Origin of the sequence: Aquipuribacter hungaricus, assembly GCF_037860755.1 — a bacterium.
GTDB lineage: Bacteria > Actinomycetota > Actinomycetes > Actinomycetales > JBBAYJ01 > Aquipuribacter > Aquipuribacter hungaricus.
Window position 1 is genome coordinate 1 of sequence record NZ_JBBEOI010000038.1, and the last position, 20,442, is coordinate 20,442.

Sequence of the window (20,442 nt, forward strand, 5' to 3'; positions counted from 1 at the left end):
GCCCACCCGGGCGCCCGCACGCCGCCCGCCGACCGGTCCCGCGACCGTCGGCCGGCGAGCCACGCCACCCCGCGGGCTGCCCACCGGGCGCAGCCTGCCCACCGAGAGGTCCTCCACGTGTCCGAGCACACCCCCTCCGGCGCCCCCGGCGCCGGCACCACCACCGTCGAGCCCGCCCCCGTCAGCGACCTGCGCGCCGCCGTCGCCAAGGACGGCCGCCGCCGCAGGACCGCCGTGGTCGCGGCCGTCGTCGCGGCCGTCCTCGGCCTCCTGGCCGTCGTCGGCGTCCTCCTGCTGCGCGACGGCGGCGGGTCCGCCCCCGCCGCGGCGGCGGGCGAGCAGGGCGCGCCGCTGAGCCTGCGGATCGCCACCAGCGAGGACACCGGCTTCCAGGACGCCGTCGCCGAGATCGCCTCGGACGAGGGCCTCGAGGTCGAGTGGGTCAACGTCGCCGACTGGGTGCTGCCCAACACCGAGCTCGCCGCCGGCACGGTCGACGGCAACGCCTTCCAGCACATCCTCTACCTGAGCCAGTTCAACACCGCCAACGACGAGGACCTCACGCCCGTCTTCTCCACCGTCATCACGCAGTGGGGGATCTTCTCCGCGACGCTCGACGACGTGCAGGCCATCCCCGACGGCGGCCGCGTGGCCATCCCGGACGACCCCTCCAACGGCGGGCGCGCGCTGTACATCCTCGAGGCGGCCGGCCTCATCGAGGTCTCCGACGACGCCGCCGAGCTCCCGACCGTCGACGACATCACGTCCAACCCGAAGAACCTCGAGCTCGTCGCCATCGGCGCCACGACCATCCCGCAGCAGTTCGACGACCCGAGCCTGTCCGCGGTCGTCGTCGGCACGTCGTACTTCGACCCGTCGCAGGGCATCGGCACCGACGACGCCCTGTTCCTCGACGACTCCCTGGCCGAGAAGAACCTGCCCTACGTCAACGTCGTCGCGTCCCGCGCCGACAACGCCGACGACGAGGCGTGGCAGATCCTCGAGGAGGCGTACCGCGACCCCCGCGCCCAGGAGGCGCTGGAGGAGGAGTACTTCGGCCAGACGGTCCTGGTCGACGTCGACGTGGAGACGCTGCGGACGAAGCTGGCCGACCTCGAGGCCCTCGCGGCGGCCACCCCGTGACCACCGCCATCTCCTTCCAGGGCGTCAGCAAGGTCTTCGACCCCGACGGCGCACGCTTCCAGGCCCTCACCGACGTCGACCTCGACGTGGAGAAGGGCAGCATCTTCGGGATCGTCGGCTACTCCGGGGCGGGCAAGTCGACCCTGCTGCGGACCGTCAACGCCCTCGAGCGCCCGACCAGCGGCCGCGTCGTCGTGGACGGCACCGAGGTGTCCACCGCCACCGGCACGGACATCTACCGGGCCCGCCGCCGCATCGGCATGGTGTTCCAGCAGTTCAACCTGCTGCAGTCCCGCAACGTCTACAAGAACGTCGCCTACCCGCTGGCGCTGGCCGGCGTGCCGCGCGCGGAGGTCCTCGACCGCGTCGAGGAGCTGCTCGCCTTCGTCGGGCTCACCGACAAGGCGCTGCAGCACCCCCGCACGCTGTCCGGCGGGGAGAAGCAGCGCGTCGGGATCGCCCGGGCGCTCGCGACCCGCCCGGACGTCCTGCTGTCCGACGAGGCCACGAGCGCGCTGGACCCCGAGACGACCGGCGAGGTCGTCGAGCTGCTCCGCCGGGTCAACGAGGAGTACGGCGTGACGATCCTCCTGGTCACCCACGAGATGGAGGTCGTGCGCCGCGTCGCGGACCGGGTCGCGGTGATGGAGCAGGGCCGGGTGGTGGAGGCGGGCACGGTCTACGACGTGTTCTCGCGGCCTCAGGCGCGCACCACCCAGCGCTTCGTGTCCTCGGTGCTGCACCACGTCCCTTCGCCGGAGACGCTCGACCGGATCCGCGCCACCCACCGCGGCCGGATCGTCCAGCTCCACGTCACCGACCGGCACGCCGACGACGCCTTCCTGTCGCGCGTGGCCCGCGAGCACGGCGTCGACGTCACGGTCGTCTACGGCGGCGTCAGCGAGCTGCAGTCCCGGCTCTTCGGCAGCCTCACCGTGGAGCTGCGCGGGTCCGACGCCGCGGTCGACGCCGCGGTGTCCGACCTCGCCCGGACCACCCCGGTGACGGCCGTGCCGCCGGCCCCCGCGCAGGGCGGCGCCCGCACGCAGACCGGCCTGGCGCCGGTGGAGGAGGTGTCCTATGCGTGAGATCGACCTCGACGCCCTGCTGCCGCGGATCCGCGACGCGCTCTTCGAGACCGCGGTCATGGTGAGCATCTCCTTCGTGCTCGCCTCCGTGGTCGGGGTGCTGCTCGGGCTCCTGCTCTACGCCTCCCGGCCCGGCAACCTGCTGGCCAACCGGGCGACGTTCGGGATCCTCAACGGCGTCATCAACGTCGTCCGCCCGGTGCCGTTCCTCATCGTCGCGGTGTCGGTCATCCCGCTCACGCGCCTGCTCGTCGGCTCCAGCATCGGCCCGGTCGCCGCGACCGTGCCGCTGGTGCTCGTCGCCAGCGTCGCCATCGCCCGGATCGCCGAGTCCAACCTGGTGGCGGTCGACCCGGGCGCGATCGAGGCGGGGACCGCCATGGGCGCCACGCCCTGGCAGGTGCTGTTCACCGTCGTGGTGCCCGAGGCGCTGGGGCCGCTGGTGCTCGGCCTCACGTACATCTTCGTCGCGCTCATCGACGCGACCGCGGTGGCGGGCGTGCTGGGCGGGGGCGGCCTGGGCGACCTGGCGATCCGCTACGGCTACCAGCGCTTCGACTGGTTCGTCGTCGGCGTCATCGTCGTGCTGCTCGTGGTGCTCGTGCAGGGTGCGCAGCTGCTGGGCAACTCCGTGGCCCGCCGGGTGATGCACGCGTGAGCGGCAGCAGCACGGCGTTCGACGGCCTGCTCGCCTCGGTGCGGGAGGGGGCGGTCCGCCGGGAGGCCGACCGCACCCTGCTGTTCGACGAGGTCCGCGCCCTCACGGACCTGCGCTTCGGCGCGGCCAGGCTGCCGGTCGAGGCCGGCGGGGAGGGCATCGGGCTGGAGGAGCTGGTCTCGCGCCTGGTCCGGCTGTCCGCCGCCGACGCGAGCCTCGGGCACCTGTGGCGCGGCCACGTCGCCTTCGTCGAGGGGCTCCTGCTCGACGCGGGCAGCAGCGGCGGCGTGGACGCCCGCTGGGCGCAGCGCCTCGCGGCGGGCGCCATGGTCGGCAACGCGCAGTCGGAGCGGCAGGAGACGACCACGCTGACCACCCGGCTGCACCGGGTCGACGGCCGCCTGCTGCTGAGCGGGACGAAGTACTACACGACCGGCAGCATCTACGCGGACTGGGTGCACCTCGCCGCGCTCTACGGCGACGAGCGGGTCCTGGTCACGGTCGCGGCCGACCACCCCGGGGTGCGCCCCGTGGACGACTGGGACGGCTTCGGCCAGCTGCTCACCGGCAGCGGCACCACCACCTTCGACGCGGTCCCCGTCGACCCGCGCGACGTCTCCGCGCCCGGCGTGGAGACCGTGCGCTGGCAGTACCTCGGCTCGGTGTTCCAGCTCGCGCTGCTCGCCGTGGTCGCCGGCATCGCCCAGCGGGCGCTGGAGGACACGGTCGACTTCGTCCGGCCGCGGCGGCGGACCTTCGCCGTGGCGGGGGAGTCCTCGCCCAGGGAGGACCCGCTCGTGCAGCACGTCGTCGGCGAGCTGAGCGCCGCGGCGTCCACCGCGCGCCGGGTCGTGCTGAGCCTGGCCCGTGACCTGGACGCCGCCCGGCGGGCGGGGGAGGACCTGCAACCGCTGCAGCTGGAGGTGTACCGGGCCCAGCGCACGGTGCCGCAGCTCGTGCTCGAGGCCACGTCGTCGCTGTTCGAGGTGGGCGGGGCGTCCGCGCTGTCCCGGGGGCTCGGCCTGGACCGGCACTGGCGCAACGCCCGGACGGTGGCCTCGCACAACCCGGTCGCGCAGCGCACCCGCGCCGTCGGCCGGTACGAGCTGCTCGGGATCCTGCCCGAGCCCTCGGCGGCGGGCGCGCCCGCCGCCGAGGACCAGCAGGCGTCGTCGCTCGCTGTCGCCGCGCCGGGCCCGGGGCGGCTGTGAGCGCGCTCGTCGACCGGTTCGCCGACGTCCTCGACGAGGTCGGCGAGGGCGCGGTCGAGCGGGAGCGCGAGCGGCGGCTGCCCTACGCCGAGGTCGGGCTGCTGCGGGAGGCGGGGTTCACGACGGTCACCCTGCCGACCGCGTACGGCGGGGCGGGCGCCGACCACGAGGACCTGTTCGAGCTGCTCGCCGAGGTCGCCCGCCGCGACCCCAACCTCGCCCAGCTGTTCCGGTCGCACTTCTCCTTCGTCGACCGGACGCTGCACGCGCCGCCGTCGGCGCGGCGGGACGCGCGGCTGCGGCTCGTCGCCGACGGGGCCGTCCACGGCAACGCCACCTTCGAGCGCGGCCCGGCGACGGTCGGCACGTTCGGGACGCGGCTGAGCAGGGACGCCGACGGCCTGCGGCTGGACGGCACGAAGTTCTACAGCACGGGCACCCTGTTCGCGGACCTGGTCTCCGTGGCCGCGCAGGGCGACGGGGGACCGGTCAGCGTCCTGGTCCCCACCGGCGCGCAGGGGGTGCGGCGGGTCGACGACTGGCGCGGCTTCGGCCAGCGCACCACCGGCAGCGGCACGACGGTCCTCGACGGGGTCAGGGTCGACGAGGACGACGTCGTCGAGCAGGACCCCGGCCGCCCGGGCCACGGCGGCGCGTTCGTCCAGCTCGTCCTGCTCGCCGCGCTCGCCGGCATCGGGCGGGCCGTCGTGGACGACGCCGTCCGCTACGTCCGCGGCCGGACCCGCACGTACTCCCACGCCAGCGGGCCGACCGCGCAGGCGGACCCGATCGTCCAGGAGGTCGTGGGGGAGCTGTCCGCGCGCTCCTTTGCCGCGGACGCCGCGCTCGCCGCGGCCGTCCGGGTGCTCGCCCGCTCCAGCCGGGCCCTTCTGGCCGGCGACCCCGACGCCGCCGGGCGGGTCGCCGACGCCGACGTCGCGACGGCCCGGGCGCAGCTCGTCGTCCTGCCCGCGGTGCTCCGGGCGGCCACCGACCTGTTCGAGGTGGGCGGCGCCAGCGCGGTGGACGCCGGGCTCGCGCTGGACCGGCACTGGCGCAACGCCCGCACCCTGGCCTCGCACAACCCCGCCCGGTACAAGGCGCGGGCCCTCGGCGACCGGCTGCTCACGGACGCGCCGGTCGTGTCCTGGTGGACCAGCGGAGAGGCGTGACCGGCATGGCCGAGAAGAAGACCCTCATCGTCAACCTGTTCGAGATGAGCACCGTCAGCCACATCAGCCACGGTCTGTGGACGCTGCCGGGCAACAACCGCCACCGCCTCCACGAGGCCGGCTACTGGACCGAGCTCGCGCAGCTGCTCGACGACGGCGGCTTCGACGGGGTGTTCCTCGCCGACGTGGTCGGCACCTACGACGTGTTCCGCGGCGGCCCGGAGACGGCGCTGCGCGAGGGGCTGCAGATCCCCTCCGGCGACCCGCTGCTCGTCATCCCGCTCATGGCGGCGGTCACCCGGCGGCTGGGCTTCGGCGTGACGTTCTCCACCAGCTACGAGCCGCCGTTCACCTTCGCCCGGCGGATGTCGACGCTGGACCACCTCACCGCGGGGCGCGTCGGCTGGAACATCGTCACCTCGTACCTGCCGAACGCCGCGCGCAACTTCGGCCTGGACGGCGAGATCCCGCACGACCGCCGCTACGAGATCGCCGACGAGTTCATGGACGTCGTCTACAAGCTGTGGGAGGGCTCCTGGGACGACGACGCGGTCGTCGCCGACCCCGACCGGGGCGTGTGGACCGACCCCACGAAGGTCCGCTACGTCGACCACGTCGGGGAGACCTACCGCGTCGCCGGGCCGCACCTGGTGCAGCCGTCGCCGCAGCGCACGCCGGTGCTCTACCAGGCGACCGGCTCGCCCGCCGGGACGGAGTTCGCCGGCCGGCACGCGGAGCTGGTGTTCACCGGCGGGCGGACGGCCGAGGACTTCCGCCGCAACGTCGCCACCATGCGGGCGGCGGCGGTGCGGCACGGGCGCGCGGCGGACGACATGCGGTTCGTCGTCCAGGCCGGCGTCGTCGTGGGGCGGACCGAGGAGGAGGCCGCCGACCGGTGGCGCACCTACCGGGAGCGCACGAGCCTGGACGGCATCCTCGCCCACGCCTCGCTGCCGGTGGACCTCACCGCCCACCCGCCCGGCGCGAGCGTCGCCGAGGCGCTGGAGCAGGCCGGCGTGCCCGCCTCCGACGTCCCGTTCCTGTCGCCCTCGCGCACGGTCGGGGAGACCCTCGACGGCCTGCGGCGCGGGCGCGAGGGGCGGTTCTTCGTCGCGGGCACCCCGACGGTGGTGGCCGACGAGATCGAGCGGTGGCTCGACGAGGACGGCGTCGACGGCATCAACCTGCGGCAGTACCACTCCTTCGACACCGCCCGGGACTTCGCCGAGCTGGTGGTGCCGGAGCTGCGCCGGCGCGGCCGGCTGCAGGAGGACGGCGGCCCCGGGACCACCCTGCGGGAACGGCTCTTCGGGCGGGGGCCCCGGCTGCCGGACAGCCACGTCGCCCGCCGCTACCGGGGAGGGGCCAACCTCGACGTGCCGCTGCCCCCGCTGCGCCTGCCGGCCTGAGGGTCGGCTCCGCAGCGGGCCTCGCAGCTGGACCAGCGGTCGGTCGCCGGGGAACAGCGGGCGGTGCGGCGGCGCTGCCGCCCGCATGACCGACACCCTCTACACCGCCGCAGCCGTGTCCACCGGGGGCGGCCGCGACGGCCGCGTCCGCACCGAGGACGGCGTCCTCGACCTCGACCTGCGCATGCCCACCGAGCTCGGTGGTGCCGGCGGCGGCGCCAACCCCGAGTCCCTTTTCGCCGCCGGCTACGCCGCCTGCTTCCACTCCGCGCTCCAGGGCTCGGCGCGTGCCGCCAAGGTGTCCGTCACGGGCAGCTCGGTGACCGCCGCGGTGAGCCTCCAGCGCGACGGCGAGCAGGGCTTCCGGCTCGCCGTCCGGCTCGACGTCGCCGTCCCCGGCGTCCCGCGCGAGCAGGCCCAGGAGCTCGTCGACGCCGCCCACGCTGCCTGCCCGTACTCCAAGGCCACCCGCGGCGGCATCGACGTCGAGGTCACGCTCGTCCAGGACTGACGGGCGCGGGGCCCGGGGCGGCAGGCCGCCGCCCCGGGCCGCCGCCCCGGGCCGCCGTCCCGGCCGCGCGCTAGGCCTGGTGGTACCGGTGGACGACGGCGTGGCCCCTGCCGCGGCTGATGAGCCACCGGTTCACCGGGACCGTGACGACGAACGCGACCGCGAGGGCGACGGCCAGCGCGCCCCAGAACAGCGGGCTCGTCAGGCCGGCGTCCATCGCGCCCGGGACAGCGAGCATGACGCCGTTGTCCACGAGCTCCATGACGGTGATCGAGACGGTGTCCGCGGCCAGCGCGACCCGGACCGCCGCCCGCAGCGGCAGCCCGCTGCGCAGCACCGGCCGGACGGTGAGCGCGTAGCCGAACACGAACGCCAGCGCGACGGCGAGGACGACGGTCTGCAGGTCGGACCAGCCCAGGGCCGTGCCGACCACCATCCCCAGCACCTCGCCGACAGCGCAGCCGGTGAGGCAGTGCAGGGTCGCCGACACCGCGAGCCGGGTCAGTGCCCTGGGGTCGCGGGCCGTGCCGTGGTCGGTGTCGTGGTCCATCGCTCTCCTCCTCGGTCCTGTGCCGGTCGCGGTCGGCTCAGCGGCCGAGCAGCGACCGCATCCGCTCGATCTCGGCCTGCTGGGTGTCCACGACCTGCTCGGCCAGCCCGAGGGCCTCAGGGTTCTCGCCCTCGTCGAGCTCGGTCTGCGCCATCTCCACGGCGCCCTCGTGGTGGGCGACCATGAGCTCGAGGAAGAGCCGGTCGAACTCCGCGCCCTCGGCGGCCTCGAGGGCCGACATGTCGTCCTCGGTCATCATCCCCGCGGCGCCGCCCTCCATGCCGGCCATCCCCTCGTGCCCGCCCCCGCCCGCCGCGGGCTCCTCGGCGCCCCAGGCCTCGAGCATGGCGGTGAGGGTGACGATCTCCGGCTTCTGCGCGGCGGAGATCTCGTCCGCGAGGGCCACGACCTCGGGGTCCTCCGCGCGCCCTCCGGCCAGCGCGGACATCTCGACCGCCTGGCGGTGGTGGGGGAGCATCCCCTGCGCGAAGGCGACGTCCGCCTCGGCGTGCTCGGACGACACCTCGGCGACCGCGGTCGGCGGCGCGCCGGACGGGGCGGCGGACCCGCCGGCCCCGCCGGCGTCCGCCCCGCAGGCGGCCAGGACGAAGGTGGTGCCGAGGGCGGCGAACAGGGCGCCCGCACGTCGCGGTGCTGTGGTCATGACGGCCTCCGGGAGTCGGTGATGTCCGGAAGCATACCCCCTGGGGGTATAGCGGTCCAGAGGGTCGGCGCGGGACGGTGGGGCACCAGTCCGCTGTCCTGCTCGCGCTGCGCCCACCAGGAGCCCCGACCCCCAGGGGCCCGCGCCCACCAGGAGCCCTCGCCCGCCGTGATCCTCCCCGCCGTCCCCGACCCGCGGCTCGTCACCGTCCGCCGGGGCGGGACCCTCACCGACGAGGACCACCGGCTGCTCGCGCTGTGGGCGGCGGCGTGCGCCGAGCACGTGCTCCACCTCGTCGAGGCCGTCCGGCCCGACGACCCCCGCCCCCGCGAGGCCCTCGCGGCCGTGCGCGCCTGGGCGCGGCGGGAGCTGCCGATGATGCGGACCAGGGCGGCGGGCGGGCACGCGATGGGGACGGCCCGGGACCTCGTCGGCGCCCCGAGGTTCGCGGCCTACGCCGCTGGCCAGGCGGCCGTGGTGGCCCATGTCGCCGCCCACGACCTGGGGGCGGCGGCCTACGCGATCAAGGCGGTGCGGGCCGCGGCGCCGGCCGGGCGGGGCGCGGCCGACGGCGAGGAGGAGTGCCGGTGGCAGCGCGGGCAGCTGCCGGCCGCGGTGCGCGAGCTGGTCCTCGACGACCAGCGGCGCCGCGACCACCTCTGCTGGGGCGTCTTCGGCTGCTGACGCTCAGCCCGCGGCGGCCCACGGGTGCTCGTCGAGGGGGTGGACGACGTCCTGGTACAGCGACTCCCACCCGCACCCGGGGCACTCGCGCCAGGTGCGCTCGGTGCGGCTCGCGGCGGCCCGGAGGCTCGCTCTCAGCAGAGAGGTCGGTCCGCGGCACTCGAGGCAGACATCGATGTCCATGCAGCGACTGTGCCCCACGACGACCCCCCGCGGGTGACGGTCAGGTGAACTCTTCCTGGGTGCTGCCTGGCACCGACGGCCCGCGCGGTGCTCCGCGCGGGCCGTCGGCCGGGTGCTCAGGCGGCGTAGCGCGCGGCCAGCTCGGAGCCCGCGCGGGAGGCGTCCTGCTCGGCCGTGGTGCGCATCCCGGCGGCGACGTCGGTGAACTGGTCGAGCGCCGGGTTGACGCCGACCAGGGTGAAGTCGCGCTCGACGACGGTGAGGTCGGCGCCCCAGACGTCGACGAGGATGCGGCGGAGGTAGTCGGTGCTGTGGTCCCAGCCCTCGCGGGGGGTCCCGGCGCCGTAGGCGCCGCCGCGGGTCGTCACCAGGACGGTCGGGGTGCCCTCGAGCAGCCGGGTGCCCTGGGGGGCGCCGGCCACGGCGAGGTCGATCCAGGCCTTGGCGTGCTGGGAGACGCCGTAGTTGTAGAGCGGGGCGGCGAGCACGACGCTCGTGGCCTGCTGGATCTCCTGGGCGACCTGCTGGGCCAGGGCGACGGCGTCGCGCTGGGCGTCGGTGCGGTCGTCCTCGGGGATGTAGCTGCCCCCGACGGCGGCGGCCCAGGCGTCGGCGGGCAGCGGGTGCTGGCCGAGGTGGCGGCGGACGACGGGGACGTCGGGGTGCCGGGCGACGAGACCCTCGAGCACCCGGTCGGCGAGGGCGCTGCTGGCGGAACGGTCGCCCTGGATGCTGGCGTCGACACGGAGCACGGTCATGGGATGTCCTCTGGGTAGTGGCTTGAACGTTCAACGCGAGTGTAGCCGGATGCGTGTTGAACCTTCAAGCCGCCGCTATCCTCGTCCCGTGGGCAGCGACGACGGGACACCTGCGGCGGGCGACCCGGCCTGGCTGTCCGCGGAGCAGCAGGCCAGCTGGCGCGACCTGATGGCCCTGGTCATGACGCTGCCGGCAGCGCTGGACGCCCAGCTGCGGCGTGACGCCGGGGTCAACGGCTTCGAGTACCAGGTGCTCGCGGCCCTGTCCGAGGCCCCGGACCGGGCGCTCGTGCTCACCACGCTCGCCGGCATGACCCAGGGGTCGCTGTCGCGGCTGTCCCACGCGGTCACCCGGCTGGAGCGGGCCGGGCTGGTGGAGCGGCGCAGCTGCAGCGAGGCCGGCGCCCGCCGGACCGAGGCGCGGCTCACCGCGAGCGGCTGGGAGAAGCTGCAGGAGATCGCGCCGGGGCACGTCCGCGAGGCCCGCCGCCTCGTGGTCGACGTGCTCACCCCCGAGCAGCTGTGGGCGCTCGGCGAGGCCTCGCGCCTGGTCGCCGAGGCAGCCCGGGCCGGAGCCCCGGCCGGCTGCGACGGCGACGCGGCCTGCTGAGCGGCGGGCCTCTCATCCCCCCGTGGACTCGCGCTCCACGACGCGGAACGGGGCGACCACGAGCTCCGGCTCGGCCGAGCGGTCGGCCATCCGCCGCAGCAGCAGCCGGGTGGCCTCCCCGACGATGCGGTCGTGGCCCGGCGCCACGGTGGACAGCGACGGGACGCTGAAGCGCGCCTCCTGCACGTCGTCGAACCCCACGACGAGGACGTCGTCCGGGACCCGGATGCCGCGGTCGACCAGGGCGCGCACGGCGCCGAAGGCGAGGGTGTCGGTGACGCAGACCAGGCCGTCGACCTCGCCGCCGCGCTCCAGCAGGTCGGCGACCGCGGCCGCCCCGTCCGCCATGGCCGACCCGCGGTCGACCGACACCGCGGTGGCGCCCTCGACCTCGCGGACGGCACCGAGGAAGCCGCGCGCGCGCAGGACGAAGGTGCGCACGGCGGTCGGGCCCGGGGTCTCGAGGTCGTCGAGCGGGGGCCCGCCGACCAGGGCGAGGCGGCGGGCGCCGCGGTCGAGCAGCAGGCGTGCCGCCGCGGCAGAGCCCTCGAGGTTGGCCATGCTCACGTGGTCGACCCGCTCCCGGAACGGCCGCTCGCCGAGCACGACCACCGGCAGGTCGCCCCGCACCGCGTCGACCTCGCCGTCGCGCAGGCCGACCGCGGACAGCACGAGCCCGTCGTAGGCGTTGAGGCGCGAGCCCCGCAGCGCGGCGATCTCGCCCTCGCGGCCGCCGCCGGTCTCCTCGACGACGAGGGTGAGCCCCTCGCGGGCGAAGCGGCGCACGAACAGGCTGGCGAGGAGGCCGAAGTACTGGCTGTCGATGACGGGCACCGCGAGCCCGACGATGCCCGTCCGGCCCTGGCGGAGGTTCCGGGCCGCGACGTTGACCTGGTACCCGAGCTCGTCGACCGCCTGCAGGACCCGGCGCCGGGCGTCGTCGCTGACCGGGCGCCGGCCCGTCAGCGTGTTGGACACCGTCATGGTGGACACGCCCGCCACGGAGGCCACCTGCCGCATCGTCACCACTCGCGACCCCTTGCCTCTCCGGACGGGCCAGGGTAGCGGGCCGACCTGGTGGTCGCGGGCAGTTGCTTGACGGTCACGCAGACGCATGGTTGTATCGATAAAGACGGCTCAGCACGGCCCGCGCCGACGCGGACCACCTGTCGCCCGTCACCGCACCCGTCACGGGTGCAGCCCGCGCCGACGACCAGCCGCGACCCACCGACCCACCCGCCCCGGGACCGACCAGACCCGGGGTCTGCCCCGTCCGGCGAGTTGTTAGCGCTCACACCGCACGACCCCGACACCGCGAGGAGCTGGACCCATGAGCAGCACGAGGACAGAGACCCGACACGACCGGGACAGGCGCCGTCGCCGGCGCCTGCTCGCGGCGGCGACCGTCGCCGCGGGCGCGATGGTCGGCGGCCTGGTCACCGCGACCCCGACCACCGCCGCCACGGCGACCGGGGAGAGCGGGACCACCGCTGCCGCGGCCACCGACCTCATCACCAACGGCGGCTTCGAGCAGGGGCTCACCGGCTGGTTCGTCAACAACGGCAACGCCGGCGACGGCGGCACCCTGGTGCCCACGACGGACGCGTTCGCCGGTTCCGGCGCCGTGCTGGTGCAGAGCCGGACGAGCACCGGCTCGGGGCCGATGCAGGACCTGTCCGGCAAGATCCAGGCGGGCCAGACCTACAGCGTGCGGGCCCGCGTGAAGTACACCGCCGCGGCCAGCCCGGCGACCAAGCAGTTCTTCGTCACCATGCACTACGGCGGAGCCACCTACACGAACCTGGCGAGCGTGACCGCGACCAAGGGCCAGTGGGCGCAGATCACCGGGACCTTCACCGTCCCCGCCGGCCAGAGCGTGACCACCGCCCGGTTGTTCGTCGAGACCCCGTGGACGGCCGACCCCGCGGCAGACCCGGCCACGCACCTCATGGACTTCCAGGTGGACGACGTCGCCGTCGAGGGTGCCGAGCCGCCGCCCCCGCCGCGGCCCGGATCCAGGACGATCGAGGTCCTCGGCAAGCTCCCCGGCGAGCACAACCCGCTCATCTCCCACAAGTTCGGCGCCGACGGCTTCGGCATGGTCGACGGCGACCGCGTGTATATGTACATGACCAACGACACCCAGCCCTACGCGCCGGACGCCACCACGGGCATCTCGCCGCAGATCGACTACGGCCGCATCAACCAGCTGACGCTGGTCTCCTCGGAGGACCTCGTCAACTGGACCGACCACGGCGAGATCCAGGTGGCCGGGCCGGACGGCGTCGCGCCGTACACGAACAACTCGTGGGCCCCCGGTGCGGTGCAGAAGGAGGTCGACGGCGAGACCAAGACCTACCTGTACTACGCGAACGGCGGAGGGTCGAGCAACGTCATCGTCGGCGACTCCCCGCTCGGCCCCTGGGAGGACCCCCGCGACACCACCCTCATCAACGGCAGCACCCCGGGCGCGCAGGACGTCGCGTGGAAGTTCGACCCGGCACCGCTCGTCGACCCCGCCGACGGCGAGGAGTACCTGTTCTTCGGCGGCGGGCCCGCCTCGGCCTCGCTCCCGGCGGCCGAGCGCTTCAACAACCCCAAGAACATGCGGGGCATCCGGCTGACCGAGGACATGATCAGCACGGAGGGCTCCGCGTTCGTCCTCGACACCCCCGTGTCGTTCGAGGCGCCGCACGTCTTCGAGCGTGACGGGCTGTACTACATGACGTACTCGTCGCACTTCGGCGGCAACGACTTCGGCGGCAACCAGACCCCGCTGCCCGGCTACCCCGGCGGCGGGCAGATCCCCTACATGATCTCCGACGACCCGTCCTCGTGGCCCAAGGAGGCCTACCAGGGCGTCCTCTTCCCCAACCAGTCCCAGTTCTTCGGGGCGGGCACCGGCGGCAACAACCACCAGTCGGTGTTCGAGCTCGGCGGGAGGTACTACTTCACGTACCACGCGCCCACGCTCAACAAGCGGATCAACGGGACCACCACGCAGGGGTACCGCAGCCCGCACATCCAGGAGCTGACCTTCAACGCGGACGGGACGATCCAGCAGGTCGTCGGCGACTACGCCGGCCCGGCGCAGGTCAAGGACCTCGACCCGTACCAGGTGCTCGAGGCCGAGACCATCGCCTGGCAGCAGGGCCTCACCACCCGGAAGATCGAGGGCGGCTCCGCGCAGTTCGGCGACACGGCCCCCAACCTCGTCCTCACCGACGTGGACGCGGGCGACTTCACCTCGCTGTCGTCCGTCGACTTCGGCGACGGTGCGGGCGCGCTGACCGCGGAGGTCCGTCCGCTCGCGGCCGGCGCGTCGGTCGAGGTGCGGCTGGACGACCGCGCCGGCCCGGTCGTCGCCACCCTTCCGCTCGGTGACGCCGTCGGCTCCTGGACCCAGGTGTCGACGCAGCTCGAGGGCGTCAGCGGCGTCCACGACGTCTACCTGACCTTCACCGGGCCCGAGGACGTCGACCTCGTCGAGGTCGACACCTGGACCTTCGAGGCGGAGGCCGCGCTGGACGTCACGCTCACGGCCGGCACGCGCTGCGTCGCGGGCCGGGTCGTCGTCACCGCGACCGCCGTCAGCCAGGAGCAGGTCCCGGTCATGGTCGAGCTCACCACCGCCTGGGGCACCCGGCGCGTCTCGGTCGCACCGGGCCGCAGCGCCAGCCACGCCTTCACCACCCGCGCCGGCAGCGTCGACGCCGGCACGGTGGGTGCCGCGCTCTCCGCCAGGGTCGACGGCGCCGACGTGGCCGCCGACGCCGAGGCCGACTACGGCGCACGGTCCTGCGGCTGAGCCCACGGGCAGCCGCCGGCAGGCGGTGACCGACCGACGCCCTCGTCCCCGGTGCGCACCTGCGCCGGGGACGGGGGCGTCCGCGCGTGGTGGACGAGGTCATGCGTGGCGGCGCATTATGAGAACTCTTCTCAACTGTCTACGGTCGGGCCGTCCCGCTCCCGACCGAGAGGAGAGGTCCGGCCACCCCGGACCCCACCCCATGTCCCAGACCTTGCTACCCGCCCGACGTCCTCTGGCCGTGGCCGCGGCCGCCGTCCTCGTCCCCTCGCTGCTCCTGGCGGCGTGCGGCTCCGCCGACAGCACCGAGGCCGGCGGCGCCGCGTCCGGTGCCCCGTCCCCGACCGGCCCCGCCGACAGCCCGTCCGCCGCGGCGAGCCCCGACGGCGGCCCCTGGCCCGAGCCCGAGGGCGAGGCGACCGAGGCCGCCGCCAGCTCGCCGCGCCTGGCCGTGACCCACGCCGACGGCATCGTCGTCCTCGACGCCATGACGCTGGAGACGGTGGAGGACTTCGAGCTCGACGGCTTCACCCGCGTCAACGCCGCCGGCGACGGCCGCCACGTCATGGTCACCACGACCGGCGGCTTCGCCGTCCTGGACACGGGCACCTGGGCCCGCCCCCACGGCGACCACGACCACTACTGGACTGCGGCGCCGCGGCTCAGCGAGGTCATGTACCCGGCCGAGGAGCCCGGCCACGTGGTCGCCCACGGGGGTCGGACCGTGCTGTTCGACGACGGCACCGGCCAGGTCGTCGCGCTGGACTCCGCGGACGTCGCCGACCCGGCCGCCGACCGGCTCGAGATCTCCACGGGCGAGGCGCACCACGGTGTCGCGGTCGAGCTCAGCGACGGCTCGGTGCTCGTCACCGAGGGCACCGAGGACGCGCGCTCGACCGTCCGCGTGCTCGACGCCGCCGGCACCGAGGTCGCCCGCACCGACGACTGCCCCGGGGTGCACGGCGAGGCCACCGCGGCCGACGAGGCCGTGGTCGTGGGCTGCGAGGACGGTGTCGTCGTCTGGGCCGGCGGTGCGCTGACCAAGGTCGCCGCCCCCGACGCGTACGGCCGGATCGGCAACCAGCGCGGCACGCACGGCTCGCCGTTCGTGCTCGGCGACTACACGTCCGACCCCGACGCCGAGCTCGAGCGGCCCACCCGGGTCTCGGTCATCGACACCCGGTCGGCCTCGCTGCGCCTGGTGGACCTGCCCGCGTCGTACTCCTTCCGCTCGCTCGGCCGCGGTGACGCGGGCGAGGCGCTGGTGCTCGGCACCGACGGCGCCCTGCACGTCATCGACCCCGAGACCGCGACGCTCACCCGCTCGGTGCCGGTCGTCGCCGCGTGGGAGGAGCCCGAGGACTGGCAGGAGCCCCGCCCGACCCTGCTCGTCCACGACGGCACCGCCTACGTCACCGAGCCGGCCACGAGCGAGCTGCACGCGGTGGACCTGGCGACGGGCGAGGTGTGGGCCAGCGTCACCCTCGGCGTCGTCCCTGACGAGATCACGGCCGCCTCCGGCGAGGCCGAGGCCGGCAGCGAGGCGCTGTCGGACGAGGAGGCCGGGGACGAGGCGCACGAGGACCACGAGGACGCAGGGCACGAGGACGAGCCCTCCGACGGGCCGTCGGCAGGCGATGCCTGACCGAGCAGCAGCAGGCGCGACGGCGTCCGCGGCCGTCGCGGGCGCCCTCGCCGCGTCCCTGCTGGCCGGCTGCGGCGCCGGCCCCACCACGGTGGGGGCGGCCCCGGGACCCGACGGCCCCCTGGAGGTGGTCGCGTCCTTCTACCCGCTGCAGTACGTCGTCGAGCAGGTCGGCGGCGACGACGTGACGGTGCAGAGCCTCACCCCGCCGGGCTCGGGCGGCCACGACGTCGAGCTCACCCCGTCGCAGGTGGCGCACCTGGGCGAGGTGGACCTGGTCGTCCACGTCTCCGGCGGGCTGCAGCCGGCCACCGACGACGCGCTCGACGTCGTCCCCCCGGCGTCGCTGGTCGACGCGGCCGACGTCGTCGACCTCGACCGGACCGGGTCGGAGGGGTCGGCCGACCCGCACTTCTGGCTCGACCCGCTCCTGCTCGCCGACGTCGGCGACGCCGTCGCGGCCGCGCTCGCCGGCAGCGACCCGGGGCGGGCGCCGGCGTTCGCCGCGCGCGCCGTGGACCTGCGGGACCGGCTGGAGCGGCTGGACGCCGACCTGGCCGGCTCGCTCGCGCCGTGCGACGGCGCGGTCCTCGTCACCTCGCACGAGGCGTTCGGCTACCTCACCGACCGGTACGGCATCGAGCAGGTGGCCCTGACGGGCATCGACCCGGAGGTCCCGCCGTCACCCGCGCGGCTGCGGCGGGCCGTCGAGACGGTCGAGGGCCGCGGCGTGCGCACGGTCTTCTTCGAGCGCTCGACCGGGCCCCGGGTGACCGCCGCGCTGGCCGACGACCTGGGCCTGGCCACCGCGGTGCTCGACCCGCTCGAGCAGCAGCCCTCGGACGGCGAGGACTACGAGGACGTCATGCGGCGCAACGGGCACGCGCTGGCCGACGGGCTCGTCTGCGGGTCCTGACCGGCTCAGCCCGCGTGCTCCACCGGTCGGGGGAAGAGGCGTCGCAGGACGTCGGCCAGGGTGAGCACCCCGACCACGCCGCTGCCGTCGGTGACCAGGGCGAGGTGGTTCTGGGTCTCGCGCATCTGACCCAGCGCCTCGTGCACGGTCGTGCCGGCGGCCATGCGGAACACCGGGCGGGCGTGGTCCGCGGCCGGGGCCCCGTCCGGTGCCACCAGGGTGTCGCGGACGTGGACGACGCCGGTGATCTCGGGCTCCGCCCCGGCGCCGCGCGGCCCGGCCAGCAGGATCCGCAGGTGCCCCGTGCGGCGCGTGGCGTCGCGGACGTCGCCGACGGTGCCGCCGGCCGGCACGGCGGCCGGGCGGCCCGCGCGCACGAGCTCGCCCACCGTGAGCCGCTGCATCTCCAGGGCGCCGGAGATCTGCTGCGAGAACCCCTCGTCCAGCGCACCGACGTCGGCCGAGTGCTCGACCAGGTGCAGGAGGGCGTCGGGGGTGTGGCCGACCGCGAGCTCGTCGGACGGCTCGACGCCGACCCGGCGCACGAGCCGGTTCGCCGCCGCGTTGAGCGCGCGCAGCAGGGGCCGGAACACCCGCATGAACGCCCGCATCGGCAGCGCCAGCAGGGTGGCCGAGCGCTCCGGGTGCGCGATGGCCCACGACTTGGGCGCCATCTCGCCCACGACGAGGTGGACGAACGTCACCACGAGCAGCGCGAGGACGAACCCCGCGACGTCCGCTGCCACGGCGGGCACGCCCCAGCCCTCGAACGCCGGGGTGAGCCAGTGGTGGACGGCCGGCTTGCTGATCGCGCCCAGGGCCAGGGTCGCGGCGGTGATGCCGAGCTGCGAGCCCGCGAGGAGCAGGGTGAGCTCGGAGGAGCTGCGCAGCGCGGCCCGCGCGGACCGGCTGCTCGACGCGGCGTCCTCCAGCCGGTGCCGCTTGGCGGCGAGCGCCGCGAACTCGACCGCGACGAAGAACGCGCTGAGCGCGACGATGACGACGGTGGCCGGGAGGACCACCCACGGGTCGTCGGTCATGACGCGGACCCCCCGCCGGTGGCGGTGGCCGAGGCGGCGGGACCGGCAGCGGCGGCCGTGGACCCGGAGGGCACCCCGGGCAGCTCCAGGCGCACCCGCGAGGGCACGTACCGGTCGACCGCGAGCACGGTGACGTGCACGGTCCGCGCCTCCGGGGCCTCGGCCAGCGCCAGGTCCGCCGGGTCCGGCGGCAGCTCCACGGTCAGGGTCGCGCCGACGTCGACGAGCCCGCCGGAGGTGGCGAGCACGAGGCCCGCGACCGTCTCGTAGTCCCCGCGCGGCAGGTCGGCGCCCAGGGCGCGCTCCACCTCGTCGACGTGGACGTCGCCGGACATCTCCCACACGCCGTCGCCGGCGACCGGGACGTACGAGGGGCCGGTGCCGTCGTCGTGCTCGTCGGTGATCTCGCCGACGAGCTCCTCGGCCAGGTCCTCCAGGGTGACGACGCCCGCGAAGCCGCCGTACTCGTCGACGGCGCAGGCCAGCTGGTTGCGGCTCTCGGACAGCTCGCGCAGCACGTCCGGCAGCGGCGTGAGGGTCGACACCACGAGCGCCGGCCGCACGACGCTGCTCACGGGCGCGCTGTCGGGCTCGGTCGTGGTCAGCAGGTCGACGAGGTGGACGACGCCGACGATGTCCTCGGTGCCGCCCAGGCCGGTGCCCGCGGTCGCGCCGTCGGCGGGCCGGACGGACAGGACCGGGTAGCGGGAGTGCCCCGTCGCCATGCGCGCCCGGACGGTGCCCAGGTCGTCGGTGGCGGCCAGGACCGCGACCCGCGAGCGCGGGATCATGGCGTGCTCCACGTCCCGGCTGGGGAAGTCGAGGATCCGGTCGAGCATCATCGACAGCTCGACGGGCAGGTTCCCGCTCTCGCGGGACTCCTCGACGATGTGCTCGAGGTCCCGGGCGGTGGCGGCGTGCTCGACGTCGTGGACCGGCTCGATCCGGAGCGCCCGCAGCAGCAGGTTCGAGGACTGGTCGAACACCCAGACCAGCCAGCCGAAGACGCGCAGGTACAGCACGGTCGACCGGGCCAGCCACAGCGCGACCGGCTCCGGGCGGGCGATGGCGAGGTTCTTGGGGAACAGCTCGCCGAAGAGCATCTGGACGACCGTCGCGAACAGCAGCGCGAGGACCGCGCCGACGGCGATGCCCACGCCGGCCGGGACGCCGACCCCGCCGAGCAGGGTGCCCAGGGACTCCCCGATGAGGGGCTCGGCGACGTAGCCGACGAGCAGCCCGGTCACCGTGATGCCCAGCTGGGCGCCGGACAGCATGAACGAGGTCCGCCCGGTGACCGTCAGCGCACGGCGGGCGCCCGCGTCGCCGGCGGCGGCGCGCGCGGCCAGGGTCGACCGGTCGACCGCCATGTAGGCGAACTCCTGCGCGACGAAGTAACCGGTCACGGCGGTGATGAGGACGACGACGAGGATGCCGAGCAGGAGCGTGAGCAGGGCTGTCACCGGCCACGCCCCCGCTCGTCGGCCGGTCGTCCGGCGGTGGGGGGCGTGGCCTCGGGTCTGTGGTGGGGGCTCATGGCTCTCTCGTGTCGGGGGGCCGCGTGCAGCGGCCCGGCAGCCGGGGTAACGGCCGGGGCGTCACGACAGTTCCGCGCCGAGCAGCCCCCAGGCGCCGCGCCGGACGTGGGCGTGGCTGCCGAGGACGGGTCTCAGGCGGCCGTGGCGGTCGCGCCGCCCCGGCGCAGCCAGGTGACCACGGACAGCACGAGCAGCGCGCCGGCCATCTCCATCCCCTCCTCGAGGGTCACCACGGCGGCGTACCGCATGGTGTCGACCAGGCCCTGCGTCCACATCCAGGCGCCGAGCATCTCCACGCCCACCGCCCCGCCCACGAACAGGACGCCGGACAGGACGACGAGCCGCCCGGCGACCGGCGGCAGCCCCCGCACCCACCGCAGGCAGAGGACGGCGACGACCAGGGCCAGGGGCAGGTAGAGCACGACCCAGGCGAAGAACAGGGCGCCGCCGAGGTCGAGCGCCGAGCGCAGCGGCGCGATGGTCTGCTCGTGCAGCGCGGTGGCCTCGTCGACGCTGAGGTAGACGAACAGCCCGGCGAGGACGCGCTCCTGCAGGACCCACCGGCGCCGGCGCGTCGTGGCGTCCGCGTCGGCGAGCAGCCAGAGCGCCTGGGCGGTGAGCAGGAGCAGCGCGCTGGACGTCCACGCGGGCAGCCCCGCCTCCTCGTTGAGCGCGAGGAACCGGACGGCCGGGTCGCGCCCGGGGAAGTCGCCGACCGTCGTGCGCAGCGCGCTGACGACGAGGTGCGCCACCAGGAGCGAGGCGACCAGCGCCAGGGCGGCGGGCGTCCACCGCCCCGGCAGCACCGCGGGCGCCCACCAGGCCGCGGCCGTCGGGCGCGCGGCCGCCAGAGG

20 protein-coding genes are annotated in these 20,442 nt (G+C 75.3%); 12 read left to right on the forward strand and 8 right to left on the reverse strand.

Annotation, left to right across the window (positions count from 1 at the left end):
* Positions 1–117 precede the first annotated feature (117 nt).
* The 7 genes from WCS02_RS06985 (at position 118) to WCS02_RS07015 (ending at position 7,192) form a co-directional block, all read left to right on the forward strand.
* The gene (locus WCS02_RS06985; RefSeq protein WP_340291409.1) at positions 118–1,143 is read left to right on the forward strand and encodes a MetQ/NlpA family ABC transporter substrate-binding protein; all 1,026 of its coding nucleotides are present in this window, start codon (positions 118–120) and stop codon (positions 1,141–1,143) included.
* Positions 1,140–2,231, forward strand: a complete 1,092-nt coding sequence (locus tag WCS02_RS06990; RefSeq protein WP_340291375.1) for a methionine ABC transporter ATP-binding protein — start codon at positions 1,140–1,142, stop codon at positions 2,229–2,231. The genes WCS02_RS06985 and WCS02_RS06990 overlap by 4 nt, the downstream gene beginning before the upstream one ends.
* Entirely contained in the window at positions 2,224–2,889 is a 666-nt protein-coding gene (locus WCS02_RS06995) for a methionine ABC transporter permease (RefSeq protein WP_340291376.1), read from the forward strand. The genes WCS02_RS06990 and WCS02_RS06995 overlap by 8 nt, the downstream gene beginning before the upstream one ends.
* The gene (locus WCS02_RS07000) at positions 2,886–4,100 is read left to right on the forward strand and encodes an acyl-CoA dehydrogenase family protein (protein WP_340291377.1); all 1,215 of its coding nucleotides are present in this window, start codon (positions 2,886–2,888) and stop codon (positions 4,098–4,100) included. Before WCS02_RS06995 ends, WCS02_RS07000 begins: the two co-directional genes overlap by 4 nt.
* Positions 4,097–5,272 carry an acyl-CoA dehydrogenase family protein gene (locus WCS02_RS07005; RefSeq protein ID WP_340291378.1) on the forward strand — a complete coding sequence of 392 codons (1,176 nt, stop codon included), beginning with the start codon at positions 4,097–4,099 and terminating at the stop codon, positions 5,270–5,272. The genes WCS02_RS07000 and WCS02_RS07005 overlap by 4 nt, the downstream gene beginning before the upstream one ends.
* Entirely contained in the window at positions 5,251–6,681 is a 1,431-nt protein-coding gene (locus WCS02_RS07010) for an NtaA/DmoA family FMN-dependent monooxygenase (RefSeq protein ID WP_340291380.1), read from the forward strand. The genes WCS02_RS07005 and WCS02_RS07010 overlap by 22 nt, the downstream gene beginning before the upstream one ends.
* Before the next feature lie 85 nt (positions 6,682–6,766).
* Complete coding sequence (locus WCS02_RS07015) at positions 6,767–7,192, forward strand: organic hydroperoxide resistance protein (RefSeq protein WP_340291382.1); 426 nt, start codon at positions 6,767–6,769, stop codon at positions 7,190–7,192.
* Positions 7,193–7,262: 70 nt separating this feature from the next.
* Here the strand turns inward: WCS02_RS07015 and WCS02_RS07020 are convergent, their stop codons facing one another.
* Together WCS02_RS07020 and WCS02_RS07025 are read right to left on the reverse strand one after the other, a co-directional pair.
* Positions 7,263–7,742, reverse strand: a complete 480-nt coding sequence (locus WCS02_RS07020; protein WP_340291384.1) for a DUF4396 domain-containing protein — start codon at positions 7,740–7,742, stop codon at positions 7,263–7,265.
* A 37-nt stretch (positions 7,743–7,779) separates the two neighbouring features.
* A complete protein-coding gene (locus WCS02_RS07025) occupies positions 7,780–8,406 on the reverse strand; it encodes a DUF305 domain-containing protein (protein ID WP_340291386.1) in 627 nt (208 codons plus the stop codon).
* A gap of 168 nt (positions 8,407–8,574) precedes the next feature.
* Here WCS02_RS07025 and WCS02_RS07030 point away from each other — a divergent pair, with 168 nt between their 5' ends.
* Positions 8,575–9,090, forward strand: a complete 516-nt coding sequence (locus tag WCS02_RS07030; protein ID WP_340291388.1) for a putative immunity protein — start codon at positions 8,575–8,577, stop codon at positions 9,088–9,090.
* Positions 9,091–9,093: 3 nt separating this feature from the next.
* On the opposite strand, the gene WCS02_RS07035 is transcribed toward WCS02_RS07030, so the two are convergent.
* Positions 9,094–9,273: a hypothetical protein gene (locus tag WCS02_RS07035; protein WP_340291390.1), complete on the reverse strand. Its 180-nt coding sequence runs from the start codon at positions 9,271–9,273 to the stop codon at positions 9,094–9,096.
* Positions 9,274–9,389: 116 nt separating this feature from the next.
* On the reverse strand, positions 9,390–10,031 hold the full coding sequence (locus WCS02_RS07040; protein ID WP_340291392.1) for an FMN-dependent NADH-azoreductase: 642 nt from the start codon (positions 10,029–10,031) through the stop codon (positions 9,390–9,392).
* Positions 10,032–10,119: 88 nt separating this feature from the next.
* Here WCS02_RS07040 and WCS02_RS07045 point away from each other — a divergent pair, with 88 nt between their 5' ends.
* Complete coding sequence (locus WCS02_RS07045) at positions 10,120–10,641, forward strand: MarR family winged helix-turn-helix transcriptional regulator (protein WP_340291394.1); 522 nt, start codon at positions 10,120–10,122, stop codon at positions 10,639–10,641.
* 12 nt (positions 10,642–10,653) lie between these two features.
* Here the strand turns inward: WCS02_RS07045 and WCS02_RS07050 are convergent, their stop codons facing one another.
* Positions 10,654–11,652 (reverse strand): LacI family DNA-binding transcriptional regulator, encoded by a 999-nt coding sequence (locus WCS02_RS07050; RefSeq protein ID WP_340291396.1) that lies wholly within the window; start codon positions 11,650–11,652, stop codon positions 10,654–10,656.
* Positions 11,653–11,971: 319 nt separating this feature from the next.
* On the opposite strand from WCS02_RS07050, the gene WCS02_RS07055 reads away from it, so the two are divergent.
* The 3 genes from WCS02_RS07055 (at position 11,972) to WCS02_RS07065 (ending at position 17,010) form a co-directional block, all read left to right on the forward strand.
* The gene (locus WCS02_RS07055; protein ID WP_340291398.1) at positions 11,972–14,449 is read left to right on the forward strand and encodes a family 43 glycosylhydrolase; all 2,478 of its coding nucleotides are present in this window, start codon (positions 11,972–11,974) and stop codon (positions 14,447–14,449) included.
* 241 nt (positions 14,450–14,690) lie between these two features.
* Positions 14,691–16,094 carry a zinc metallochaperone AztD gene (gene aztD, locus WCS02_RS07060; RefSeq protein WP_376983813.1) on the forward strand — a complete coding sequence of 468 codons (1,404 nt, stop codon included), beginning with the start codon at positions 14,691–14,693 and terminating at the stop codon, positions 16,092–16,094.
* Positions 16,087–17,010: a metal ABC transporter substrate-binding protein gene (locus WCS02_RS07065; RefSeq protein WP_340291402.1), complete on the forward strand. Its 924-nt coding sequence runs from the start codon at positions 16,087–16,089 to the stop codon at positions 17,008–17,010. Before aztD ends, WCS02_RS07065 begins: the two co-directional genes overlap by 8 nt.
* 5 nt (positions 17,011–17,015) lie before the next feature.
* On the opposite strand, the gene WCS02_RS07070 is transcribed toward WCS02_RS07065, so the two are convergent.
* The 3 genes from WCS02_RS07070 to WCS02_RS07080 all read right to left on the reverse strand — a co-directional run.
* Positions 17,016–18,050 (reverse strand): hemolysin family protein, encoded by a 1,035-nt coding sequence (locus tag WCS02_RS07070; RefSeq protein ID WP_340291404.1) that lies wholly within the window; start codon positions 18,048–18,050, stop codon positions 17,016–17,018.
* A complete protein-coding gene (locus tag WCS02_RS07075; RefSeq protein ID WP_340291405.1) occupies positions 18,047–19,513 on the reverse strand; it encodes a hemolysin family protein in 1,467 nt (488 codons plus the stop codon). The genes WCS02_RS07070 and WCS02_RS07075 overlap by 4 nt, the downstream gene beginning before the upstream one ends.
* 206 nt (positions 19,514–19,719) lie before the next feature.
* Positions 19,720–20,442, reverse strand: a 723-nt coding sequence (locus WCS02_RS07080) for a hypothetical protein (RefSeq protein WP_340291407.1), incomplete at its 5' end; no start/stop codon positions are given.